Here is a 22763-nt window from a genome sequence, read left to right as displayed (position 1 = left end):
ATTACTGCGCTGGCGCTGATTTATCCAACACAGCACTGACCTTATCCATCAGTTTTGTATAACTCTGTACGCCACCGGCAATATAGAGCGAGGAAGAGTCGAGATAGATAACCTGATCATTCTGCCATGCTTTGGTTTTATGGATCAGTGGGTTATCAAGAATCTGTTGTGCCGATTGGCCTTCAGTACGCCCAATGGCATTGTCTCTATCCAGTACAAACAACCACTCAGGATTAGCATTGAGAATGAATTCAGAGGTCACTACATTCCCATGACTACCCGTTTGTTCGAAAGTGGCCGCAGGGGTGAAACCTAACTCATCAAACACAAAACCGAAACGGGAACCCGGCGTGTAGGCCGACATTTTCCCGCCGCTGACCATCACTACCATGGCTGATCCGGCATTAGCTGATTTTTGCTTTATCTCGTTTATCTGAGATGAGAATTTGCCCAGCAGTGCCTTCGCTTCTTCTTCTTTACCAAAGATAGAGGCCAGTTGCTCAGTACGCTGAGTCAGACTCTGGGTAAAGTGCTTGGTATCGACATCAAGTGCGATAGTCGGTGCGATAGCGCTAAGTTTGTCATAAGCATCATGAGCACGGCCACCGGCAATGATCAGGTCAGGTTTAGCCTGACTTAACGCCTCGTAATCGGGTTCGAATAATGTGCCAGCATTCAGGTATTCAGTGCCGCTGTATTTGGATAAAAATGCGGGTAGATGAGTACTGGTTTGCGGGACACCTGCCACCTTAATGTTCAGGGCATCGGCAGTATCGAGCACGGATGGGTTCAGTATGATGACTTTTTGCGGGTTTAGTGGAACCTGAGTGGTTCCTTGCGCATGCTCAATACTGATTTTGGCTGATTCTTCTGGCGCGGCAGATGAATCATCACACCCTGTCATCGCAACAGTTGCGGCCAGTAATGACGAAAATAAAGCTAGACGTAATTGCATTTTCTCTCCTGAAAAGTGGGGATGTAAATATCCTTGAGTGCTAACGCTAATGATTTGCATTACTAATGTCGGAATGATACCCATCTATGCATACGATGAACAGGTTCCGTCATCAAGCTTCTGATAAATTGACAGGATTAATAGATCGCTTAGATACATTTGGCAGGATTAATACACAGAAGAAAAAATCGTAAGATATTGTATTTACTTAATATAGTTACCAAATTAAATATGTTTATCATGACCTGATTATATTATGGAGAAATTATGAATTTTCTACGCCAATGCCACCAGTTCTCTTGCCCAAGGTAGATAGAGCTGCTCATCCGCCTATTCTTATCAGCACTAAAAATGGGCGAATGTCAGGCTTATAGGTCTATATTCAACGCGCAACAGCCTCTATTATCGATACGTAACTGCCGGTATTTATGATGCGGTTTAGTTTCAGATCGGCTCCGGCGAGTATCACTTTCAGCTCAGCTTCGGGGCGTTCTCTCCCACCGTCAAAGCTCCCCATCAAGAGCAGATCCATATTTTTCCCGAAGTGAGGGATATTACCTTCAGGAATAATGGTATCCATAATGAGGACTTTTCCATTAGGAAGCATGGCCTTACGACAATTATGGAGTATTAGTGTTGTCTTTTCATCCGGCCAGTCATGAGTGATATATTTTAATAAGTAAAAATCTGCCGGAGGACATGATTCGAAGAAACTGCCAGGCTGGAGCCTCCATCTTGAGTCATCCCCCAGTTCACCAAGACGATGTCTTTCCAGCACCGGAGCTTGATCGAACAAAATACCGTGCAGTGTCGTATTAGCCTGTAATACTTTTAGCAGCAATCCGCCTAACCCTCCCGCAATATCAACAACGGTGGCATGGTCTGGGAAATGATAGCTACGTACCAGAGCCAGGTTTTCCACCGCCGACATCCCGGTGTGAAAATCATATTCAGGAGAGCGAGTCTGTGGTTGCGACCAGTATTCGAAGAACGACACACCATACAGTTGTTTAAAAGCAGAGTGGCCGCAAACGCTTTCAACGATATTCCCCTGCGGGCCCCAAAATGTCTCATCGGTTAACATCAGTACAGCAGAACGAAGCGAATGCGAGGTCGCTGCACACAAAAACTTAGCCGCTGCCCGCAGTGATGAGTTGAAAAAGATGGAAAAGCTGACAGAGGTAATCATTATAGATTAAAATTTTTTCTCTATTTATCGCGTAAAAACTAATGTTCACATGCGATTATCTGGCAGATTGAGTCATCTCACCCAATAATAATCTCTGTAGGAATATGATGGCAAAGATTGTTATGGTGATGTTTATAAATGGTTATCTTATGTTTCGCTTAGTATACTTATTGGCATGTTATTCATAATTCTGGTGTGAGCAATATGTCGACTTATGCTGTGCGTAGTGTCATTTGGGTTGGGATATACCTTTTTTTTATTCTGGCCCCTCTGTTGGCATTATTAACCGGTACATTACCCCCAGCTCGAGATTTCTGGACGGAGTTTTCGATTGCCCTTGGTTATGCCGGATTGGCAATAATGGGGCTACAATTTGGTCTGACTGCCCGTTTTCGTTATGTCACCGAACCTTGGGGTGAGGATATTATCTATCACTTCCACCGCCGAATCTCTTTGATTGCAGTCGGGCTGGTTATCGCACATCCCTTAATCCTGTTTGTTGTTCGTCCAGAGTTATTGGCACTACTAAACTCCTTCGACGCGCCGTGGCGAGCCCGTTTTGCCGCCCTATCAACCTATGCATTAATTGCTTTGGTTATTACCGCATTGTGGCGAGTTCAACTAAAAATACGCTATGAAATCTGGCATTTATCTCACATTATTCTGGCCGTAGTGGCGGTTGTTGCCGGGGTCATGCATATGGTTGGCTGGGGGTTTTACCTCGACGACCCATTAAAAAGAGCACTTTGGGTTGGCCTGATTCTATTTTGGTTTGGTTTGCTACTGTATGTGCGGATAGTCAAACCGCTGTTTATATTGCGACGCCCCTATCGCGTGGTAGCAGTACGGCAGGAACGGGGTGATACCGCCACCTTAGTAATGATGCCCGATGGCCATGACGGTTTTCGTTTCACTCCCGGACAGTTCGGTTGGTTAACCATTTGGGGTAGCCCGTTTAACATTACCGCCCATCCGTTCTCTTTTTCATCCAGCGCACAGGTGAGTGACGGGCGCGTGGAAATGTCGATCCGCAATCTGGGGGATTTTACCTCTAACATACCTAAAGTCCCCATCGGGCAACGGGTCTATTTGGATGGTCCCTATGGAGCATTCACATTAGGAAATCCGGCAGACATGCATGTTCTGGTCGCCGGTGGTGTTGGGATAACGCCAATGATGAGTATGTTGCGAACACTGGCTGATCGCGGTGACCAACGGCCAGCCCTGCTACTTTATGGCAGCAAAGATTGGGAATCGATCACCTTTCGTGAAGAGTTAGAAGCATTAAAATCACGGCTTAATTTGGTCGTGGTTCATGTGTTGTCGAACCCCGCGCCAGACTGGACAGGGGAAAAAGGATTCATTGATGCCGAGGTGTTCAAACGGCACTTGCCCCCTCCCTATGCCAGTCACGAGTATTTTATATGTGGCCCCAATGTCATGATGGATGCTATCGAGTCTGCACTGAATGAAATCGGTGTTCCTATGTCGAAGTATCATTCAGAACGCTACAGTTTTGCCTGAGGAGTTTACCGATGCGACGTCTATTTGCTGAACGTTTAGTGATTGCCACGGCTGTGGTTGTGATTATGGTGGCGCTGCTATTTGCCTGGCTGCGGGTGGCTGGGTAACAGCATAAAAGCGGTCAAGAGAGCGCACGCCACCAGATGGCAAACCGCACCTTGGCCGCACTGTATTGTTACCAAAACCCACAACTGACGTCATTGGCAGCAAAAATTGCTATAATGGGGCATGTTTAGTGTCGATATCGTCTTGCAAGTCCCCTTTATCTGGGGAATGACCTTACATCTACCCCTAACTCACCCGCGTGTAGATGTCGGTCGCCCTGCACCACAAGGTAACCCTGTTAAAACACTGCAACATCCATCAACGGGCCGTTTTATCGTCAAATGGCCGTAACCTCAAACTGTACAGACTTAAATAGGATCTAACTTACACAGAGCCAGGCCCACCCGCCTTTTCAGGTGTGTTCAACCGTCGTTGAGGCAGTTCAACGATATGGGTCTTGCCACAACTGAGATTAACTATGCTGACTCTGCTTCATCTGCTTTCTTCTGTCGCCCTGCTGGTGTGGGGAACACACATTGTTCGCACCGGTATCATGCGTGTTTATGGTGCCGATCTGCGCCGGGTTCTGAGCGCCAGTATTCAGAAAAAACCCACGGCTTTTATCGCCGGTATTGGTGTCACGGCGCTAGTACAGAGCAGTAATGCTACCGCGTTACTGGTTATCTCATTTGTATCGCAGGGGCTTATCTCCTTGTCGCCGGCCTTAGTAATTATGTTAGGGGCAGATGTCGGGACGGCGCTGATGGCGCGGGTGCTGACATTTGATCTCTCCTGGCTCTCACCGTTGCTAATCCTGGGTGGGGTTATTGTTTTCCTCGGTCAGCGCAAAAGTCGGATTGGTCAGATGGGGCGGGTAGGCATCGGTCTCGGGTTGATTATTCTGGCACTGCAACTGATTGTCACTGCCGCCGGGCCGATTACGCAAGCAACCGCCGTGCAAGCCATTTTTTCATCTCTGACCGGTGATACCATTCTGGCATTATTGATTGGCGCACTGTTCGCCATGATCAGTTATTCCAGTCTGGCCGCAGTATTGCTGACCGCCACACTGGCCGCTACCGGTTTAGTTCCACTAAATATCGCTCTCTGTATTGTGATTGGCTCTAATCTGGGCAGTGGTTTGCTGGCACTGATCAGCAGCCGTGGGCAGAATGCCATCTCCCGACAAGTGGTGCTGGGCAGCCTACTGTTTAAAGTGATCGGCTGTATTTTAGTCCTCCCTTGGGTCAATATGTTAGGGCAATGGCTCATTAGCCGTAATTTGCCCGCCGCCGAAGTCGTCATTTACTTCCACGTATTCTATAACCTGCTGCGCTGCTTGTTGATGCTGCCATTTGTTGGAGTGATGACTCGTATCTGTAGCCGATTAGTCAGCGATGACCAAACTACCCTACAACCCTCGGCCCCGCGCTACCTTGATATTACCGCCATCGATACTCCTTCGTTAGCCTTAGCAAACGCAGTGCGGGAAACCCTGCGAATGGGTGATGTGCTGGAGCAGATGCTCGTGCGGTTTAAAGAAGTACTGGAGGGGAATAAACAGCAAAAGCATGAAGTCAGTTTGTTGGAAGATGAAGTCGACATGCTGTATAGCGCCATTAAACTCTATTTAGCGCAAATACAGCAGGATGAGTTGGGTGAGATTGATTCCCGTCGTTGGGCTGAAATTATTGATACGGCGGTTAATCTGCAACAAGCCGGCGATATTATTGGCCGCATGACTGCTGATGTGGCAGCCAAGTCACTCAATGCTCGTAAGCCATTTTCGGCCGAGGGGTTTGAAGAGTTAAATACCCTGCACACCCGTCTGGTAGCCAATCTGGATTTAGGAATGTCGGTGTTTTTATCCCGCGATATCAATAACGCCAAACGCCTACGTCGTGCCAAGCATCGTTTCCGTTTATTAAATCGCCGCTATTCTCACTCTCACGTTGAACGCCTGCATCAACAAAATGTGCAGAGTATTGAAACCAGCAGTCTGCACATGGGGCTATTAGGTGATATGAAACGTTTGAATTCACTGTTCTGCTCAACCGCATACCATGTGTTAGAAGTGCAGGAAGAGGCATTAGATTAAGGTAATAGCGGGGTTTACATTGAGGAAGGGGGCTATATACCCCCTCCCCTGATAAGCTATTTAGCGGCAAACAAGCAGATAGTTCGGGTTAACTCATACGATTTTACAAAGGAGCTAATTGGCAAAAATTCAAACGGTGAATGGAAGTTATGGGCTCCGGTGAAATAGTTTGGTGTCAATAACCCCTGAGTAGATAACGCTGCACCATCGGTGCCGCCACGCATTGGGATCACCTTAGGTTCAATATCCAACGCGGCCATAGCAGAGAAAATCAAATCAATCGCCTGGGTATCTTCACCTATCGAGTTGCTGATATTGCTGTAAACGTCGGTGACTGAATGGCTGATTTTCGCTCGTGGATACTTCGCTGCAATCTGTGTAACCACCTCACCAATTCGCTGTTTGCGTGCCTCGAATAACGCATTATCAAAATCGCGAATCGCAATCTTCAGTTTGGCGTGATTGGGGTTGGCAACCATATCAGTAAACCAGACATACCCTTCCCGCCCTTCAGTATGTTCCGGTGTTTCCTGTGGGTCGAACTGACTGATAATGTCATAAGCTACGCGGATAGGGTTGATCAGCACATTTTTGGCAGACATAGGATGAGCCGTTACCCCAACAATATCAATTTCGGCTGAGGCGGCGTTAAAGTTCTCAAATACCACCTCCCCCAGTTCGCAACAATCAATCGTGTAGGCGAAATCAACATCAAACCGTGCCAGATCCAACGCTTTGGCACCGCGCAAACCAATCTCCTCATCCGGCACAAATGCCACCACGATATCCCCATGGCAATCATCGGCACTCAGGTTCTCCAACAGCGTCATCACCACCGTGACCGCCGCTTTATTATCCGCCCCCAACACGCTGGTGCCATCACCAAAAATAATTTCTTCATCTTGGTAACGAAGGATTTCCGGGTGCTCTGATGTGCGCAGATAGATACCCTGTTCAGGATTCAGGCAGAGATCACTGCCGGTAAAGCGCAACCGCTGCGGGTGGATATCAGGCGATAAACCAACATCAACGGTATCAATGTGCGTAATGAAACCAATTCGTGGTGCGGCGGGTTGGTTGCCGGGTTTACGGGCAGTTACCGTCGCATAGGCATCAATGACGATATCTTCCAATCCTAACTGGCGCAGTTCTTCTGCTAACATTTGCGCCATCTTATGCTGCCCGACCGTGCTGGGTAGCGTCATTGACGCGCCATCACTCTGGCTGCTCACCGCCAGATAACGGAAGAAGCGTTGGGTCAGTTGTTCTGAGAGTGCCATTGTCATTTCTTATTCCTTATAGACTTAATTCATATCATCAGCATTGCAGGTAAACAGGGGATTAACTGCCAGCCGGATAGGTATACCCACTCTGGAATCCTAGCGGGATACCCAACCCCCAGAACAGATATAGCATCAGGGTTAATACAATGGTCAGCCCAAGAGTATAAGGCAACATCATGGCACAAAGCGTCCCAACCCCGGTTTTAGAGCAATACTGACGGCAATACATAATGATCAACGGATAGAAGGCAAACATCGGTGTCGAGATATTCACCGTTGAGCTAACACGGAAACTGGCCTGGGTCAGTTCAGGGGAGATACCAACTGCCATCAACATCGGGACTAATACCGGTGCCAGAATCGACCATTTGGATGAAGCCGATGTGATAATAATATCTAAGGCGCAAGACAGCAGAATCACCCCAAGAATAGTGAAACCGGCTGGCATTGCCAGGGTGCGCAGGAAATCCGCCCCAGAGATTGCCAACAACGTGCCGATATTGGAATGGCTGAATGAATAAAGAAACTGGGCGCAGAAGAAGCTGAACACTAAAAACGAAACCAATGAACGGGTAATATTTTCCATGCTGCTGGTAACGTCTTTGGTGCTTTTGAAGGTACCGGCACTAAAGCCATAAATCAGCCCGGGAATGGCAAACATAAAGAACAACAAGGGTACTATCGCCTGCATAATCGGTGCATCAGGGCGGGTCAGGCTGCCCTCGGGCGAGCGCAATAAGGAATTTTCCGGGTAAAGCGCAGCCGCCAGGCCAATCAGCATCAACAACATGGTCAACCCGGCTTTTTTAAACGCTTTACTCTCTTGAGCTGTCACTTTTTGCAGTTCATCACTGTTGTGGAGCACGCTGAGATCGTCATTTAATGGCATCGACTTAACCAGACGTGGCTCAACAATTTTCTCGGTAATAAACCAACACACCAAAATCACCGCAAAGGTACTGCCAAAGCTCAGGAAATAGTTACACAACACATTGACGTTATAACTCGGGTCAATTATATGTGCCGCACCTTGGGTGAAGCCCTGCATGATCGGATCGATAATCGATGGCGTGTAACTGGCAGAAAATCCGCCGGCCAAACCCGCGAAAGCGGCGGCGATGCCCGCCAACGGATGGCGACCACTGGCATAGAACATCATGGCAGACACTGGCATCAAAATAACATACGCCGAGTCAGATGCGACGTGACTCACCACCCCGATAAATATTACTGCGGGTGTCAAAATTCGTTGTGGCGTGACGTTAAGCATCTTTTTCAGCATCACCTGAATAAAGCCACTGCCCTCAGCAACCCCGATCCCTAACGTTGCCACAATAGTGATAGCCAGTGGTGGGAAGTTGATAAAATTTTTGACCATAGTGGTAATAAAGGTCACCAACTCAACGGGTGCCAACATATTAGTCACTTTAATCTGATCACCCGTCAGAGGGTGGTAATAGTCGAAATTGATAAATGACAATGCAAAGGAGAGCGCCCAGCACACACCCAATGCATAAATAAATAACATAGTGATATCTGGCATCGCATTACCGATACGCTCGATGGTATTCAGTATTCCGGTCTGCCGGTTTTCCTGCGGTTCTATAGCTGACATATCCTGTCCTTTCCCTGTAAAGCGGCCGAGGCCAAAACGGACAAGAAATACGCGTGACTTCCTGTCGCGAGAGAGTGATTGCGGGGTGTGGGAGAAAACAAAGCCAATATCTAACGGGGTGAAAAACTGATAAACCCTGTCAATACAAAACCAAGAGATCAAACTAACTTAATGAATAATATAATATTTTTATATTCAATTTTTTATAACAAAAATCTTAAATCGTCAATTTAATTTCATTACACATTTAATTTAATGCAATATTAAATACCATAATTTAAATAATGATATTGATTTAGCATCGTACAATACAGGAAACTCAGCTTAATAAGCTGCCAACAAAATAAATTCAAAATATAAAACCAAAAGAATCAACTACAGCCACCACTGTCATTAATATTTTTCAGTACAGCTTTAACCATAAAAAAACGGCACATACCTGATGATATGTGCCGTTAATGGCTTATAACGGCTGGTTTCAGTTAGAAATTATATTTAACCCCTAACGTGATACTGCTGTCGCTGTAGCCATTATTACCCACTTGCTGGCCGACATTACCCCACAGATTCAGCTTGTTATTGATCTGGCCTTCGACACCCAATTTCAACTCAGCAATATTGGCTGCACCCGCTTGCTTCACGGTTATACCATCGAGGGTGGTGCCAAAATCTTTGGTGTTATGGACCCAATTGGCCTCAACATATGGCTTAAATGCCGGAACGTTGGCTTTTTCAGCGGTAGGTATTGGGCTGATAAAGGCCTTCACACCCAAGCGGGTTTGAATGTTGTTATTCCCCTCGCCGGAGACTACTGTGCCATTGGTTTCTGTATGAGAATCGGCTTTCACTCCCATCCACACCACTTGAGCTTTTGGCTGAATAAAGTAATTTTGGTTAACGCTCTGGCCCACTTTGAAGGCATAGCCACTCTCGACCGCAGCAGTGAACCCTTTCGAGTCATATTTCTCGGTGGTGAGATCTTGTCCATCAACCTGATTATTAAACCAACTGTATTGCAGCCAGGTGTCAACATAAGCACCGGTATTATCCTGACTATCAGCAAACCATGTGCCATAGACCCCCACACTGTAGCCATCTACCGAACCGTTGGACCGATAACCGGTTTCCTGTGCCACAGAAGAGCTGCTGCTATTGGCATAACCCGCCATAACCCCGACGCGCCACAGATCTTGTGTGTTGCGGCTCCATTGCGCCACATCACCCCCCAACTGCATCACATATCGGTTATCTTGCGTTTTCAATTCGCCACTGTCATCACGGGAACGGTTATGGCTGCCTTCATTGCGTAACCACAGGCTGGTCGTTTTCTCTTCACCTGTAAAGACATCGGTATACACTGTTTCACCGGAGCGATCAGCCAAACTGGTTACAAACATTGAGTTGGCCGCAGCCAGGTTCGCGGTATAACTTGCCGGTTCAGGGCGGCGCTCATCTGCTTGAGTGCGCAGATACCAGTCACCATCGGTCGGCGAGCTAACACCACCTTGATACAAGAAGTACTCATAGGCACCCGCCACAGCACGGCCATTCAGGGTAAACTGCCCGGCAGAATCGCCACCGACATCAATGATTTTGATGCCCTCAGAGGTCCGCGCACCATTACCACCAATATTGTTCACGGTGACAAAACTTTGCCCTGCGGTATTGCCAGTAATCAACAGCCGATCGGTTACTGATGAATCACCGGCCAGAATAGTATTGAAGACCACAGTGCCGTTATCGCCGGTATAATTACCATCAATAATGAAGGTCCCGAAATCGCCGCCGGTTAAGGCATTTGGCATAATCAGGTTGCCACGGTTTTCCACATTCCCTGTCACCTGGCCGTATCCACCTAATGAGCCGGTGTTAGTAATCAACACGTCACTGACCAGATTGACGACATTGGATGCCAGTGTGGCCACCAATGTACGGGCCAATGGTGACTCATTCACCGTCAGGGTCGAGGTGGCTGTTGAACTGCCCAGTTGCAGCAAACCGTTTTCAATCGTCGTCAAACTGGCACTGACTGTACCACTATCAATTTTTACCGTGCCGCTGCCACGTTTAACCAATGTACCGCTACCGCTGATCGCGTTGGATAAATTCCAGACTGACGCCGTATCCAAGATTAGCTCACCGTTGTTTGCAACACTGCTGCTCCCCAGATTGCCTGCATTATTGGCGGTCAACACCGTCCCTGCGTCAGTGGTAAATAAGCCCGAATAGCCACTATTGTCTGCGGCCAGTTGGACATTGGCACTGTTGGAAAGTTGGACGTTGCCGCTACCCGCCAACGCGTTCAGCAGCTCCCCGCTGGTATTATCCAGATTAAGCAGGCCGTTATTGTTAATCGCTCCCGAGCCTAGCCCTTGGACCTGATACAGATGTGCTGTCGCGCCACTGGCAATGTCAGTGCTGCCAGTAAAACCACTATTAGCTTGAGTGATACTCAGTAAACCGCCGGCCAGATCCAGCTCACCAACGCCCGTCAATACGCCATCAACCTGCCCGCCATTAGTGACGGTTAACTTGCCGCTATTGAAGTCCAATGTACTGCCGGTTTCAGTGGCTAACTGACCCACCGTCTGCTGAGTCCCGTTGAGATCCACATTCGTCGCCGTGCTCATCGCCAGCAGAGAAGTTTGCCCCAGTGCTGAATCCGCAGCCAGACGGACATTGCCTGCACGCACCCATGTCGCGCCGGTATAGCTGTTGGTCGAATTCGATAACGATGCAATGCTGCCGTCATTAGCGGAAACAAAGGCCAGGTCGCCACTGCCCGTCACCTGAGCGGAGAGATCATTAGCCTGTGTACCATTGTTTGCCAAGGTTGCCGTTAATATCAGCGCGTCATTACCTGTGCTCTGCAACTCCAACGCCTTCAGCCCATAATTGACGTACAACCCATCAAAACCGGTCCCGGTGGTCATGCCGTAATTAAACGAACCCAGTGCCGCCGGTGAGAGTGCACCAGGGTTAGAAATAGACTGATAAACGGTCGCACTTAACGGGTCACCAAGTGCATCAGATAACGTCAGCTCATGCCCGGTTCCGGTCGCAGCGCCGGAGGCCAAGGTCACAATGATCTCCCCTTCATCCAGTTGCATCACCGACAAACCGCCAAGATCTGGTGTGACATTCGCTGGTAAATTAACCCGAACCTCACCGCCACCGGTGGTATCGATATTATTCGCCGTGAGGGTTCCTAAGGAGCTGATGATACCTGAGTTATCCACCAGATTATTAAACAGCAACGTACCGCCATTGAGCGCCAGCCCACCGATATTCTGTACACCGTCGGCCACGGAGGCCAGACTGCCGCTGGATAATTTCAGTGTGGAATTCGTCAACGCTGTTGTATTCAAACCATCGATATTGAAAATGGTATTTTGCAAATTCACAATGCCGCTGAACGCACCGCCCACTGAAGAGCCGAAATCAAATGCCGTGCTGGCATCATTCTTCGCCACATTCAGTGTGCCGCTGCCGGTCAGTGCATGGTCAAACAGCGCGATATCAGCCAGATTCAAGGTGGCATCCGTGATATCCACCGTGACCGCATTGTCCACACTGTTGGTGTTATTCAGGGTCGCATCGCTGCCGCCGGTAACCTGCAAGATACCGCTGCCGGTGACCGTATTGCCAAAGATGCCGTTAAAGCCGCTCAGCGCCAGAATATCCTGTGCGCCCGCCAGGGCCACAGAGGAAGCGGCCCCCAGATTATTGGTTGAGGCCACCGTCAATTTACTGCTGTCCGCCAGCGCATACTGACCGAGGAAGCCACTGTTATTGCCGGTCAGCGACACATTCGCACCATTGTTGATATCAACAGTCGAATCCGCCACGCCGCTGAGAGCATTGGCAACCGCGCCGCTAAGACCGTTCAGCACCAGATTGGAGGTGGCGGTATCCAGATTCACAGTAGCGGTTGAAGCACCGAGATTACTGGCCTGCGTTACCGTTAATGCCCCTGTGGCACCGATATGGTGTGCGCCGCTAAAGCTGTTAGTGCCGGTCAGGGTCACCGCAGCGTTGGTATTGATGTCGCCCGTGCCGCTCAGCACATTGGCCAGTGCCGCATTGGCCCCGTTCAGGTTTAAATCACCCAGCACATTAATGGCACTGCTGCCCAGCGTACCGGCCCCGTTCAGGGTTGCCGACGCGCCCGACGCAATCAGGGTCTGGCCGCTTAAGCCGCTGTTAGCACCACTGACCGCCAAGTCACCGCCGTTGATGTTCAGAGTACCCGCACCAGTCAAACCGCCGGTCGCGGTTGATACTCCGCCCGCCGCCAGATTCAGTGTGCCGCCCGCAATATTCAGGCTATTGCTGTTGGTCAGCGCCCCTGTACTACTCAGTACGCCGCCCGTGCCCAACGTTACCGTACCAGCGTTGGTCAGTGCGCCCACGGTTTGAGTGCGACCGTTGATGTTGGCGCTGGCACCGCTGGCGATATCCAGTAATGACGTCTGACCAAAGGCACCGTTAGCCCCCAGGATCAGTTCACCGGCATTGACCGTGGTCGTGCCCTGATAGCTGTTACTGCCGTTGGCCAGCGTCAGCGCCCCATTGGTGGCATCCACCTGCAAACCACCCACCCCTGATACCAGTGCATTCAGCTCTTTATTCGAGGTCGCGCTGCTGTCTGTTGCCAGCAACAAAGCATCGGCACCGTCCGTTAACAGTTCCAGCGCGCTCAGGCTGTAATTGACATACAAACCATTACCACCGCTGCCGTTGCTGCTGGTCAGACCGTAATTATGGGTGGCATTCGCTACCGTTGTCCCGCCCTGCAAGATGGCAGAGACCACGCCTTGCGCGGTGTCGGTGACCGTCGTACCGTTGATCATCAGATTAAGACCGCTGGCCGCCCCACTCACCGTACCGGCATTAATCAGCGCCAGCATAATATCGCCCCGATCCTGATCGAGGATCGACAGATTCGGTGCCAGCACCGGATTCTGGTTAGTCCAACTGTCAGTGCCCGTCACGCTGATGGTGCCGCTGTTCAGCGCCAGATCAGTGACCGTCACCACACCGCTGGCCTGTGACTGCGGCGCTGCCCCGTCAAAAATCAGGGTGCCGCCACTCAGATCCAAGCCGTGCAACGTGCGATCATCCGTACCAACGGTGGTCACGTTATTGGCTGAGAGTTGCAGTGTGGCATTTGCCAGCGCGGCTGTGTTGCCCGCGTTTAACGCAAAGGTCGAGTTGGTCAGGTTCACAATGCCGCTGAACGCACCGCCCACTGAAGAGCCGAAATCAAATGCCGTGCTGGCATCATTCTTCGCCACATTCAGTGTACCGCTGCCGGTCAGTGTATGGTCAAACAGCGCGATATCAGCCAGATTCAAGGTGGCATCCGTGATATCCACCGTGACCGCATTGTCCACACTGTTGGTGTTATTCAGGGTCGCATCGCTGCCGCCGGTAACCTGCAAGATACCGCTGCCGGTGACCGTATTGCCAAAGATGCCGTTAAAGCCGCTCAGCGCCAGAATATCCTGTGCGCCCGCCAGGGCCACAGAGGAGGCGGCCCCCAAATTATTGGTTGAGGCCACCGTCAATTTACTGCTGTCCGCCAGCGCATACTGACCGAGGAAGCCACTGTTATTGCCGGTCAGCGACACATTCGCACCATTGTTGATATCAACAGTCGAATCCGCCACGCCGCTGAGAGCATTGGCAACCGCGCCGCTAAGACCGTTTAGCACCAGATTGGAGGTGGCGGTATCCAGATTCACAGTAGCGGTTGAAGCGCCGAGATTACTGGCCTGCGTTACCGTTAATGCCCCTGTGGCACCGATATGGTGTGCGCCGCTAAAGCTGTTAGTGCCGGTCAGGGTCACCGCAGCGTTGGTATTGATGTCGCCCGTGCCACTCAGCACATTGGCCAGTGCCGCATTGGCCCCGTTCAGGTTTAAATCACCCAGCACATTAATGGCACTGCTGCCCAGCGTACCGGCCCCGTTCAGGGTTGCCGACGCGCCCGACGCAATCAGGGTCTGGCCGCTTAAGCCGCTGTTAGCACCACTGACCGCCAAGTCACCGCCGTTGATGTTCAGAGTACCCGCACCAGTCAAACCGCCGGTCGCGGTTGATACTCCGCCCGCCGCCAGATTCAGTGTGCCGCCCGCAATATTCAGGCTATTGCTGTTGGTCAGCGCCCCTGTACTACTCAGTACGCCGCCCGTACCCAACGTTACCGTACCAGCATTGGTCAGTGCGCCCACGGTTTGAGTGTGACCGTTGATGTTGGCGCTGGCACCGCTGGCGATATCCAGTAATGACGTCTGACCAAAGGCACCGTTAGCCCCCAGGATCAGTTCACCGGCATTGACCGTGGTCGTGCCCTGATAGCTGTTACTGCCGTTGGCCAGCGTCAGCGCCCCATTGGTGGCATCCACCTGCAAACCACCCACCCCTGATACCAGTGCATTCAGCTCTTTATTCGAGGTCGCGCTGCTGTCTGTTGCCAGCAACAAAGCATCGGCACCGTCCGTTAACAGTTCCAGCGCGCTCAGGCTGTAATTGACATACAAACCATTACCACCGCTGCCGTCGCTGCTGGTCAGACCGTAATTATGGGTGGCATTCGCTACCGTCGTCCCGCCCTGCAAGATGGCAGAGACCACGCCTTGCGCGGTGTCGGTGACCGTCGTGCCGTTGATCATCAGATTAAGACCGCTGGCCGCCCCACTCACCGTACCGGCATTAATCAGCGCCAGCATAATATCGCCCCGATCCTGATCGAGGATCGACAGATTCGGTGCCAGCACCGGATTCTGGTTAGTCCAACTGTCAGTGCCCGTCACGCTGATGGTGCCGCTGTTCAGCGCCAGATCAGTGACCGTCACCACACCGCTGGCCTGTGACTGCGGCGCTGCCCCGTCAAAAATCAGGGTGCCGCCACTCAGATCCAAGCCGTGCAACGTGCGATCATCCGTACCAACGGTGGTCACGTTATTGGCTGAGAGTTTCAGTGTGGCATTTGCCAGCGCGGCTGTGTTGCCCGCGTTTAACGCAAAGGTCGAGTTGGTCAGGTTCACAATGCCACTGAATGCGCCGCCCACTGAAGAGCCGAAATCAAATGCCGTGCTGGCATCATTCTTCGCCACATTCAGTGTGCCGTTGCCGGTCAGTGCATGGTCAAACAGCACGATATCAGCCAGATTCAAGGTGGCATCCGTGATATCCACCGTGACGGCATTGTCCACACTGTTGGTGTTATTCAGGGTCGCATCGCTGCTGTCGGTGACCTGCAAGATACCGCTGCCGGTGACCGTATTACCAAAGATGCCGTTAAAGCCGCTCAGCGCCAGAATATCCTGTGCGCCCGCCAGGGCCACAGAGGAAACAGCCCCCAAATTATTGGTTGAGGCCACCGTCAATTTACTGCTGTCCGCCAGCGCATACTGACCGAGGAAGCCACTGTTATTGCCGGTCAGCGACACATTCGCACCATTGTTGATATCAACAGTCGAATCCGCCACGCCGCTGAGAGCATTGGCAACCGCGCCGCTAAGGCCGTTCAGCACCAGATGGGAAGTGGCGGTATCCAGATTCACAGTAGCCGTCGAGGCTCCCAGATTACCGGCCTGCGTTACCGTTAATGCCCCTGTGGCACCGATATGGTGTGCGCCGCTAAAGCTGTTAGTGCCGGTCAGGGTCACCGCAGCGTTGGTATTGATGTCGCCCGTGCCGCTCAGCACATTGGCCAGTGCCGCATTGGCCCCGTTCAGGTTTAAATCACCCAGCACATTAATGGTACTGCTGCCCAGTGTACCGGCCCCGTTCAGGGTTGCCGACGCGCCCGACGCAATCAGGGTCTGGCCGCTTAAGCCGCTGTTGGCACCACTGACCGCCAAGTCACCGCCGTTGATGTTCAGAGTACCCGCACCAGTCAAACCGCCGGTCGCGGTTGATACTCCGCCCGCCGCCAGATTCAGTGTCCCGCCAGTGATATCAAGGATACTGCTGTTGGACAGCACGCCGCTGTTCAGCACCCCACCCGTGCCCAACGTTACCGTACCAGCATTGGTCAGTGCGCCGACAGTCTGGCTGTGACCATTGATATTAGTATTAGTACCCGCCGCGGTTGTTAATCCAGAGGTCTGTCCCAGCGCATTATCGCTGCCCAGATTCAAGATACCGCCATTCACCAATGTGCTACCGGTGTAATCGTTCGTGGCATTGTTCAGCGTCATTTCGCTGTTATCCGCGCCAATAGCTAAATTACCCGTACCAGTCACTTTCGCCAGCAAGGTGTGATCAGCATTCACCGCGCCCTGTGACGTCAGCGTCAAACTTTGGCCGGAAAGTAACGTCAACTGAGTCAGACTTGACGTCACACTTAAGCCACCGCCATTGCCCGATAATCCGTAGTTATAAAGTGCCTCAGCAACTATATTGCTCCCCTGAGTAATATCTTCAGTTGTGCCATTACCCAGGCTATTACCCAAACTGTCTTGTAATGTCAGGAGCGCCAACTCAGGTGTAGAGAGCGTATTATTACTGCTGATTAATTGGGCTGAACTGCCAGTGTCCTGATCAAGTAAATTCCCGCCAGTGGTGAGAGCCGGATCAACTTGGATGATACTGCTATTCGTCACCGCCAACGTGTCAGTGACGATTAAGCTGCCAGAGCCAAATACTGTCGTCGCACCATTTAGGGTAAAGTTACCCAGTATCTGATTGCCACTGCCTACGGTCATCAACGTACCGCCAGAGGCCACAAACAACGCATTGCCCAATGTGCTGGTATTATCGCCACTCAGGGCAAAAACAGTGTTTTCCATATCAATCGTACCGGCGAATGCCGTGCCAGTATTAACACCAAAATTGAAAATGTTATTGGCAGTATCAATGTTCAGCGTGCCAGTGCCGGTCAGTGCATGGTCAAACAGCGCGATATCAGCCAGATTCAAGGTGGCATCCGTGATATCCATCGTGACCGCATTGTCCACACTGTTGGTGTTATTCAGGGTCACATCACTGCTGTCGGTGACCTGCAAGATACCGCTGCCGGTGACCGTATTGCCAAAGATGCCGTTAAAGCCGCTCAGCGCCAGAATATCCTGTGCGCCCGCCAGGGCCACAGAGGAAGCAGCCCCCAAATTATTGGTTGAGGCCACCGTCAATTTACTGCTGTCCGCCAGCGCATACTGACCGAGGAAGCCACTGTTATTGCCGGTCAGCGACACATTCGCACCATTGTTGATATCAACAGTCGAATCCGCCACGCCGCTGAGGGCATTGGCAACCGCGCCGCTAAGACCGTTCAGCACCAGATTGGAGGTGGCGGTATCCAGATTCACAGTAGCGGTTGAAGCGCCGAGATTACTGGCTTGACCGACGCTCAACGTACCGGCAGCACCGATATGGTGTGCGCCGCTAAAGCTGTTAGTGCCGGTCAGGGTCACCGCAGCGTTGGTATTGATGTCGCCCGTGCCGCTCAGCACATTGGCCAGTGCCGCATTGGCCCCGTTCAGGTTTAAATCACCCAGCACATTAATGGCACTGCTGCCCAGTGTACCGGCCCCGTTCAGGGTTGCCGACGCGCCCGACGCAATCAGGGTCTGGCCGCTTAAGCCGCTGTTAGCACCACTGACCGCCAAGTCACCGCCGTTGATGTTCAGAGTACCCGCACCAGTCAAACCGCCGGTCGCGGTTGATACTCCGCCCGCCGCCAGATTCAGTGTCCCGCCAGTGATATCAAGGATACTGCTGTTGGACAGCACGCCGCTGTTCAGCACCCCACCCGTGCCCAACGTTACCGTACCAGCATTGGTCAGTGCGCCGACAGTCTGGCTGTGACCATTGATATTAGTATTAGTACCCGCCGCGGTTGTTAATCCAGAGGTCTGTCCCAGCGCATTATCGCTGCCCAGATTCAAGATGCCGCCATTCACCAATGTGCTACCGGTGTAATCGTTCGTGGCATTGTTCAGCGTCATTTCGCTGTTATCAGCGCCAATAGCTAAATTACCGCTACCAGTCAGTTGAGCAGTCAGCAGTTTATTGGTATCCAATGCGCCCTGTGACGTCAGCGTTAATGTCTGCCCGGAGATTATTGCCAACCGAGTCAGCACAGAGGTTATGCTCAAGCCGCTACCGACGCCGGATAAGGTATAGTTATAAAGGGCTTGTGCTACCGTATTCGCCCCCTGAATAACACTCATTGAAGTATCAGGACCTAAACTCGCACCCGACAAATCCATGAGTGTCAGTCGCGCCAAATCTGTTGCTGATAGGGTATTGCTACTGTCAATTAATTTGACTGAGCTGCCAGTGTCTTGATCGAGTATGTTTCCGGCGGTACTCATGGCCGGATCGACTCTGATATTGCTGTCGTTTGTCACCGCCAACGTGTCGGCAGTAATTAAACTGCCATTAGAAAATGCAGAGGTACCGCCGTTGAGAATAAAATTACCTATCGCCTGATTGCTATTATCCACCGCAACCAGAGCCCCCGCAGACGCAATAAAGGAGGCATTGCTCAATGCGGCTGTATTATCACCACTCAGGGTGAAAACAGTGTTTTTCATATCAATCGTACCGGCGAATCCCGTGCCTGTATTAGCACCAAAATTGAAGGTGTTATTCGCGGTATCAATATTTAATAAACCGGTTCCCAACAGGGAGTTGTTATACGTAGCCACACCATTCAAATTCAGTGTGCCATCCAGTGAAAGGTTACTCGTCCCCAACTGATTGCTGTTGCTGACTGTTAGAGTACCGCTCTGATTCACTTGCCAATCGCCAGCAAAAGTACTGGCCTGGCTCAACGAAACATTAGCACCGTTATCAACAATGGCTAAACCATCCCCGCCGGCAACATGGCCTAATGAGGCGTTCAGTGTGCTATTGAATGTGCTGCCAAAAAGTAACTCGCTACTCGCGCTGATATTAATTGCCCCGCTACCGACGTTATCGTCAGAATTCAGGGTAATTTGGCTATCGATAAGATTGATATTAGTAAAGCCCTGTAACGACGTACCACTCGCCAGAGAATCAAATGAGTTATTGAAGTTCAGGGTATTTGAGCCACTACCGGCATTTAGAGCACCTAAATAAGTGCTCCCCAGCGTCATATTATTAAGAGTAAAAGTATCGTCGCCTGTGCCTGTTGTAATGGAGGATACCTGTGCGCCATTCTCGATAGTGACATTGTTATTCCCGTCACCCAGATTAATCGCACCATTACTTTGCGATGTGCTACCAAGAGCTAATGTATCGCTGCCGGAACCTGTGGTTAATGATCCATTCAATATCGAGTTATTATTGATTATATTTGCCGCTGTTCCGGCAAATGTCACCGCACCATTAATCGTCCCGTTATTATTCAATGTCTTTGCTGTGGTGCCTGCGAAATTAATCGCCGTTGCACCCGTTGCATTGATCAGGGTATTCGCACCAATAGTGGTCGCCGTTACTGCACCATCGGCTACTTGCAGCCCGGTGCCAGCACTGTCGGTCACATTAATGTCCAAATACGCATTACTGAGATCGACCCCACCAACAGAATTTATCCCGGTCCCCGCACCTGTCACATTAATAATATTATTGCCATTAACACTGTTGGCAAATGTCAGACCGGCCAGGCTATTTAGCGCAGTGCCCGTCACCGTGTTGAAGATGATATGGTTTAATGCCAGATTAACACCCGCCGCCTTTGAGAAAGCGGCACCGGTACCATTCAGATTAAGAATCAAGTCAGTCAAAACATGGCTATTGCTAGTGCCAGCAAAAGTTAAAGCATTCGCCGCACCCGTCGTGGTAATCGCCCCACCGACCATATTTAGCAACGCATTGGTTAGAACATTAATACCTGTTCCAGCACTGGCACTCACTGTGCCACCAGTATTATCAATATTGATTGTTTGTGCCGTGGCAGCTGAAACTGCAATCCCCGCCGTGGTGCTAGTAATCGAACCACTGTTGGTCAAACTAGCCGTGCCACTGCCATTATGGGTAAGGACTATCCCGGCAGTAGTACTGTTGATCGTGCCCGCGTTAGTGACATTAACCGTCCCACTACCGGTATCAGTGACACTGATACCGGTTGCTTTTCTGATAGTACCCTCAGCCTCATTACGAACGACCACATTGCCCGATGAGGCAGCACTGATATTAATCCCAGTACCCGCGGTGGTATTTTGCGTGCCATCAGAGATGGTCGCCGCTGAACGGATATAAATATTCCCCGTCCCTGCAAGGGTTTTGCTGGCAATAATCCCATCATTGGCCGCTCCGGCAGCAACAACAAGATTTGAACCCGCGGCCAGATTGTAGATAACATCATTAGGCGAGGCAGGACCATTGTAAATATATGAAGTTGTTGTCGTACTGGGGGCATTACTGATGACATCACCCGCCAAGTTATTCATGTTAATCACTGCACCGGAACCAAATAATCCGGTAACCGGATTATAAGAACCTATCTGTACACCATAGTTAGCCACCCCTAACGGGTTTTGGCTATCGATAGTCAGGGTTAATTTGGCACCATCATCAATCATATAGTTATACGAGGCCACGCCAACACCAACAACACCGGGTCCATTAGTGAGCCGCGTGCCCGTAATATTAACATCGGCACCATTGGCAAAATGAAGCACGCTATTCGCTGCTGTATCATTACTCCAGAATACCGCCGGATAATCAGGGCTTGTTATCCCTGTTAAGTTGAAATGTCCCGTAAATGTAATATTACTGCCTAAAACTGATTGTCTATAAGTGCCAAAATTTAAGGTAATAGGCTGGGTAATATTGCCGAATATCACTCTACCGATCTTATTGGGTGCGACCGCAGCGCTATCAACACCCATCGCAACCAGTTTTCCATTGGGTACTGACTTGATGTTATCCAAAGTGACGTCTAACCGAGTCGTGTCGTCTTGTACATACACCAATCGGGAAACTATGCCGCTTGTGATCGCAAGCGTTGACGTAATGTCGCCAAAGTTGACGAGTTGGAACGTTGCATTTTGCGAACTCCAGGCGGCACTATTTGTGGTTCCCGCCGCCATGAGGAAAGCATAGTTCGCGTAGTTTAAGTTATAGCCACCACCATCAATCACCAGATTTTGCCGGGCATTTGCGGCTTGGTTTACAGTGACCCCCCCAGCATATGCAGTTGCAAGATTGATATCTGCTGTCAATAGGATCGTGGTGGCAGTACTTCCCGCCCCCGCACTACTTAATGCAGCGACTAAACCTGCCGCGGTTGATACCGTCACGCAGTTTGTGCCCATAGCAGCACAATCGCCGACACTGATAGCAAAAGCAGGTTGAATACCAAATACCCCCATCACGGCGGCGGCTACAATAGCTATTTTAGGAGAAAGATGTTTACCTGATTTCTCAAGTAAAGGTGTGGCTGTGGAGCCTCGCTGGGTAGTTTTTGATTTTTGTTTTCCCTTGGCAAACTCACCGACCGCAACCCATATACTCAAGGATATATTCCAAATAACTTTAAAAATTGCGTTCATATATATCCTTAAAAGATTAAAATCTTATTGAAAGTGTATTGATGGCATCGCACCTTACAAATCAGACGAAAGAGGAAAACGTCATAAACTAATGATTCAGTAAGTAAGCGATTTTCGTTTAGAGGAGAGAGAGTCCCAGGCTATCAGTCGGCGAACACACCCAAGGTGCTTCGTTTTAAATCCAGCCATCTAAAGACTAAAATAAAGTTAACATCCAACATACCTTATCTATATGTCTTTATTTATACGTATATTTAAAAAATAGAACAAGATTTGTCCCATAAGAAAATATATTGAAATGGTTATTTTTATCGGAATAAAAAACTACATTTAAAGAAAAAGTCAGCATTTAAATCCAACTTAAGAAAAATATCAAAATCAATCACCAACTAGACTTCAATTTGCAGATGTATATTTTTTATTGATTATCATCAAAAAAAGATTTATCACACAAAGAAAGAGAATAATCCTACAAGTAATTAGGAATTACATTACTTTAATTACAATGCATAGTCCCATAAATCTTATATAAAATACGCCATTCGTGTTCTATGAACA

General features: G+C 50.0%; 8 protein-coding genes. 3 read left to right on the top strand and 5 right to left on the bottom strand.

All coding sequences use genetic code 11. The features are described from left to right. Position 1: 1 nt before the first annotated feature. Both V1953_RS03055 and V1953_RS03050 read right to left on the bottom strand, forming a co-directional pair. On the bottom strand, positions 2-955 hold the full coding sequence (locus tag V1953_RS03055; RefSeq protein WP_083162521.1) for a siderophore ABC transporter substrate-binding protein: 954 nt from the start codon (positions 953-955) through the stop codon (positions 2-4). A 382-nt stretch (positions 956-1337) separates the two neighbouring features. Continuing rightward, on the bottom strand, positions 1338-2144 hold the full coding sequence (locus V1953_RS03050) for a methyltransferase (protein ID WP_372569635.1): 807 nt from the start codon (positions 2142-2144) through the stop codon (positions 1338-1340). A 204-nt stretch (positions 2145-2348) separates the two neighbouring features. Between V1953_RS03050 and V1953_RS03045 the strand changes: the two genes are divergently transcribed. The 3 genes from V1953_RS03045 to V1953_RS03035 all read left to right on the top strand — a co-directional run bounded on the left by V1953_RS03045 (position 2349) and on the right by V1953_RS03035 (position 5811). Further along, positions 2349-3668: a ferredoxin reductase family protein gene (locus V1953_RS03045; RefSeq protein WP_083162517.1), complete on the top strand. Its 1320-nt coding sequence runs from the start codon at positions 2349-2351 to the stop codon at positions 3666-3668. Between the two features lie 228 nt (positions 3669-3896). Further along, positions 3897-4064: a hypothetical protein gene (locus V1953_RS03040; RefSeq protein WP_193784775.1), complete on the top strand. Its 168-nt coding sequence runs from the start codon at positions 3897-3899 to the stop codon at positions 4062-4064. A 127-nt stretch (positions 4065-4191) separates the two neighbouring features. After that, positions 4192-5811, top strand: a complete 1620-nt coding sequence (locus V1953_RS03035; protein WP_083162515.1) for a Na/Pi cotransporter family protein — start codon at positions 4192-4194, stop codon at positions 5809-5811. A 56-nt stretch (positions 5812-5867) separates the two neighbouring features. On the opposite strand, the gene pepT is transcribed toward V1953_RS03035, so the two are convergent. From pepT to V1953_RS03020, 3 genes are all read right to left on the bottom strand, one after another. Next, on the bottom strand, positions 5868-7097 hold the full coding sequence (gene pepT, locus V1953_RS03030; protein WP_442850632.1) for a peptidase T: 1230 nt from the start codon (positions 7095-7097) through the stop codon (positions 5868-5870). A 55-nt stretch (positions 7098-7152) separates the two neighbouring features. After that, positions 7153-8709, bottom strand: coding sequence for an AbgT family transporter (locus V1953_RS03025; protein ID WP_083162511.1), 1557 nt, complete (start codon positions 8707-8709; stop codon positions 7153-7155). A gap of 482 nt (positions 8710-9191) precedes the next feature. After that, positions 9192-22205, bottom strand: a complete 13014-nt coding sequence (locus V1953_RS03020) for an autotransporter outer membrane beta-barrel domain-containing protein (RefSeq protein WP_442850631.1) — start codon at positions 22203-22205, stop codon at positions 9192-9194. Positions 22206-22763: the final 558 nt, after the last annotated feature.

This window comes from Yersinia sp. 2541 StPb PI (genome assembly GCF_052217145.1).
GTDB classification, from domain to species: Bacteria; Pseudomonadota; Gammaproteobacteria; order Enterobacterales; family Enterobacteriaceae; genus Yersinia; species Yersinia enterocolitica_E.
This window is presented reverse-complemented; position numbering and strand designations above follow the sequence as displayed.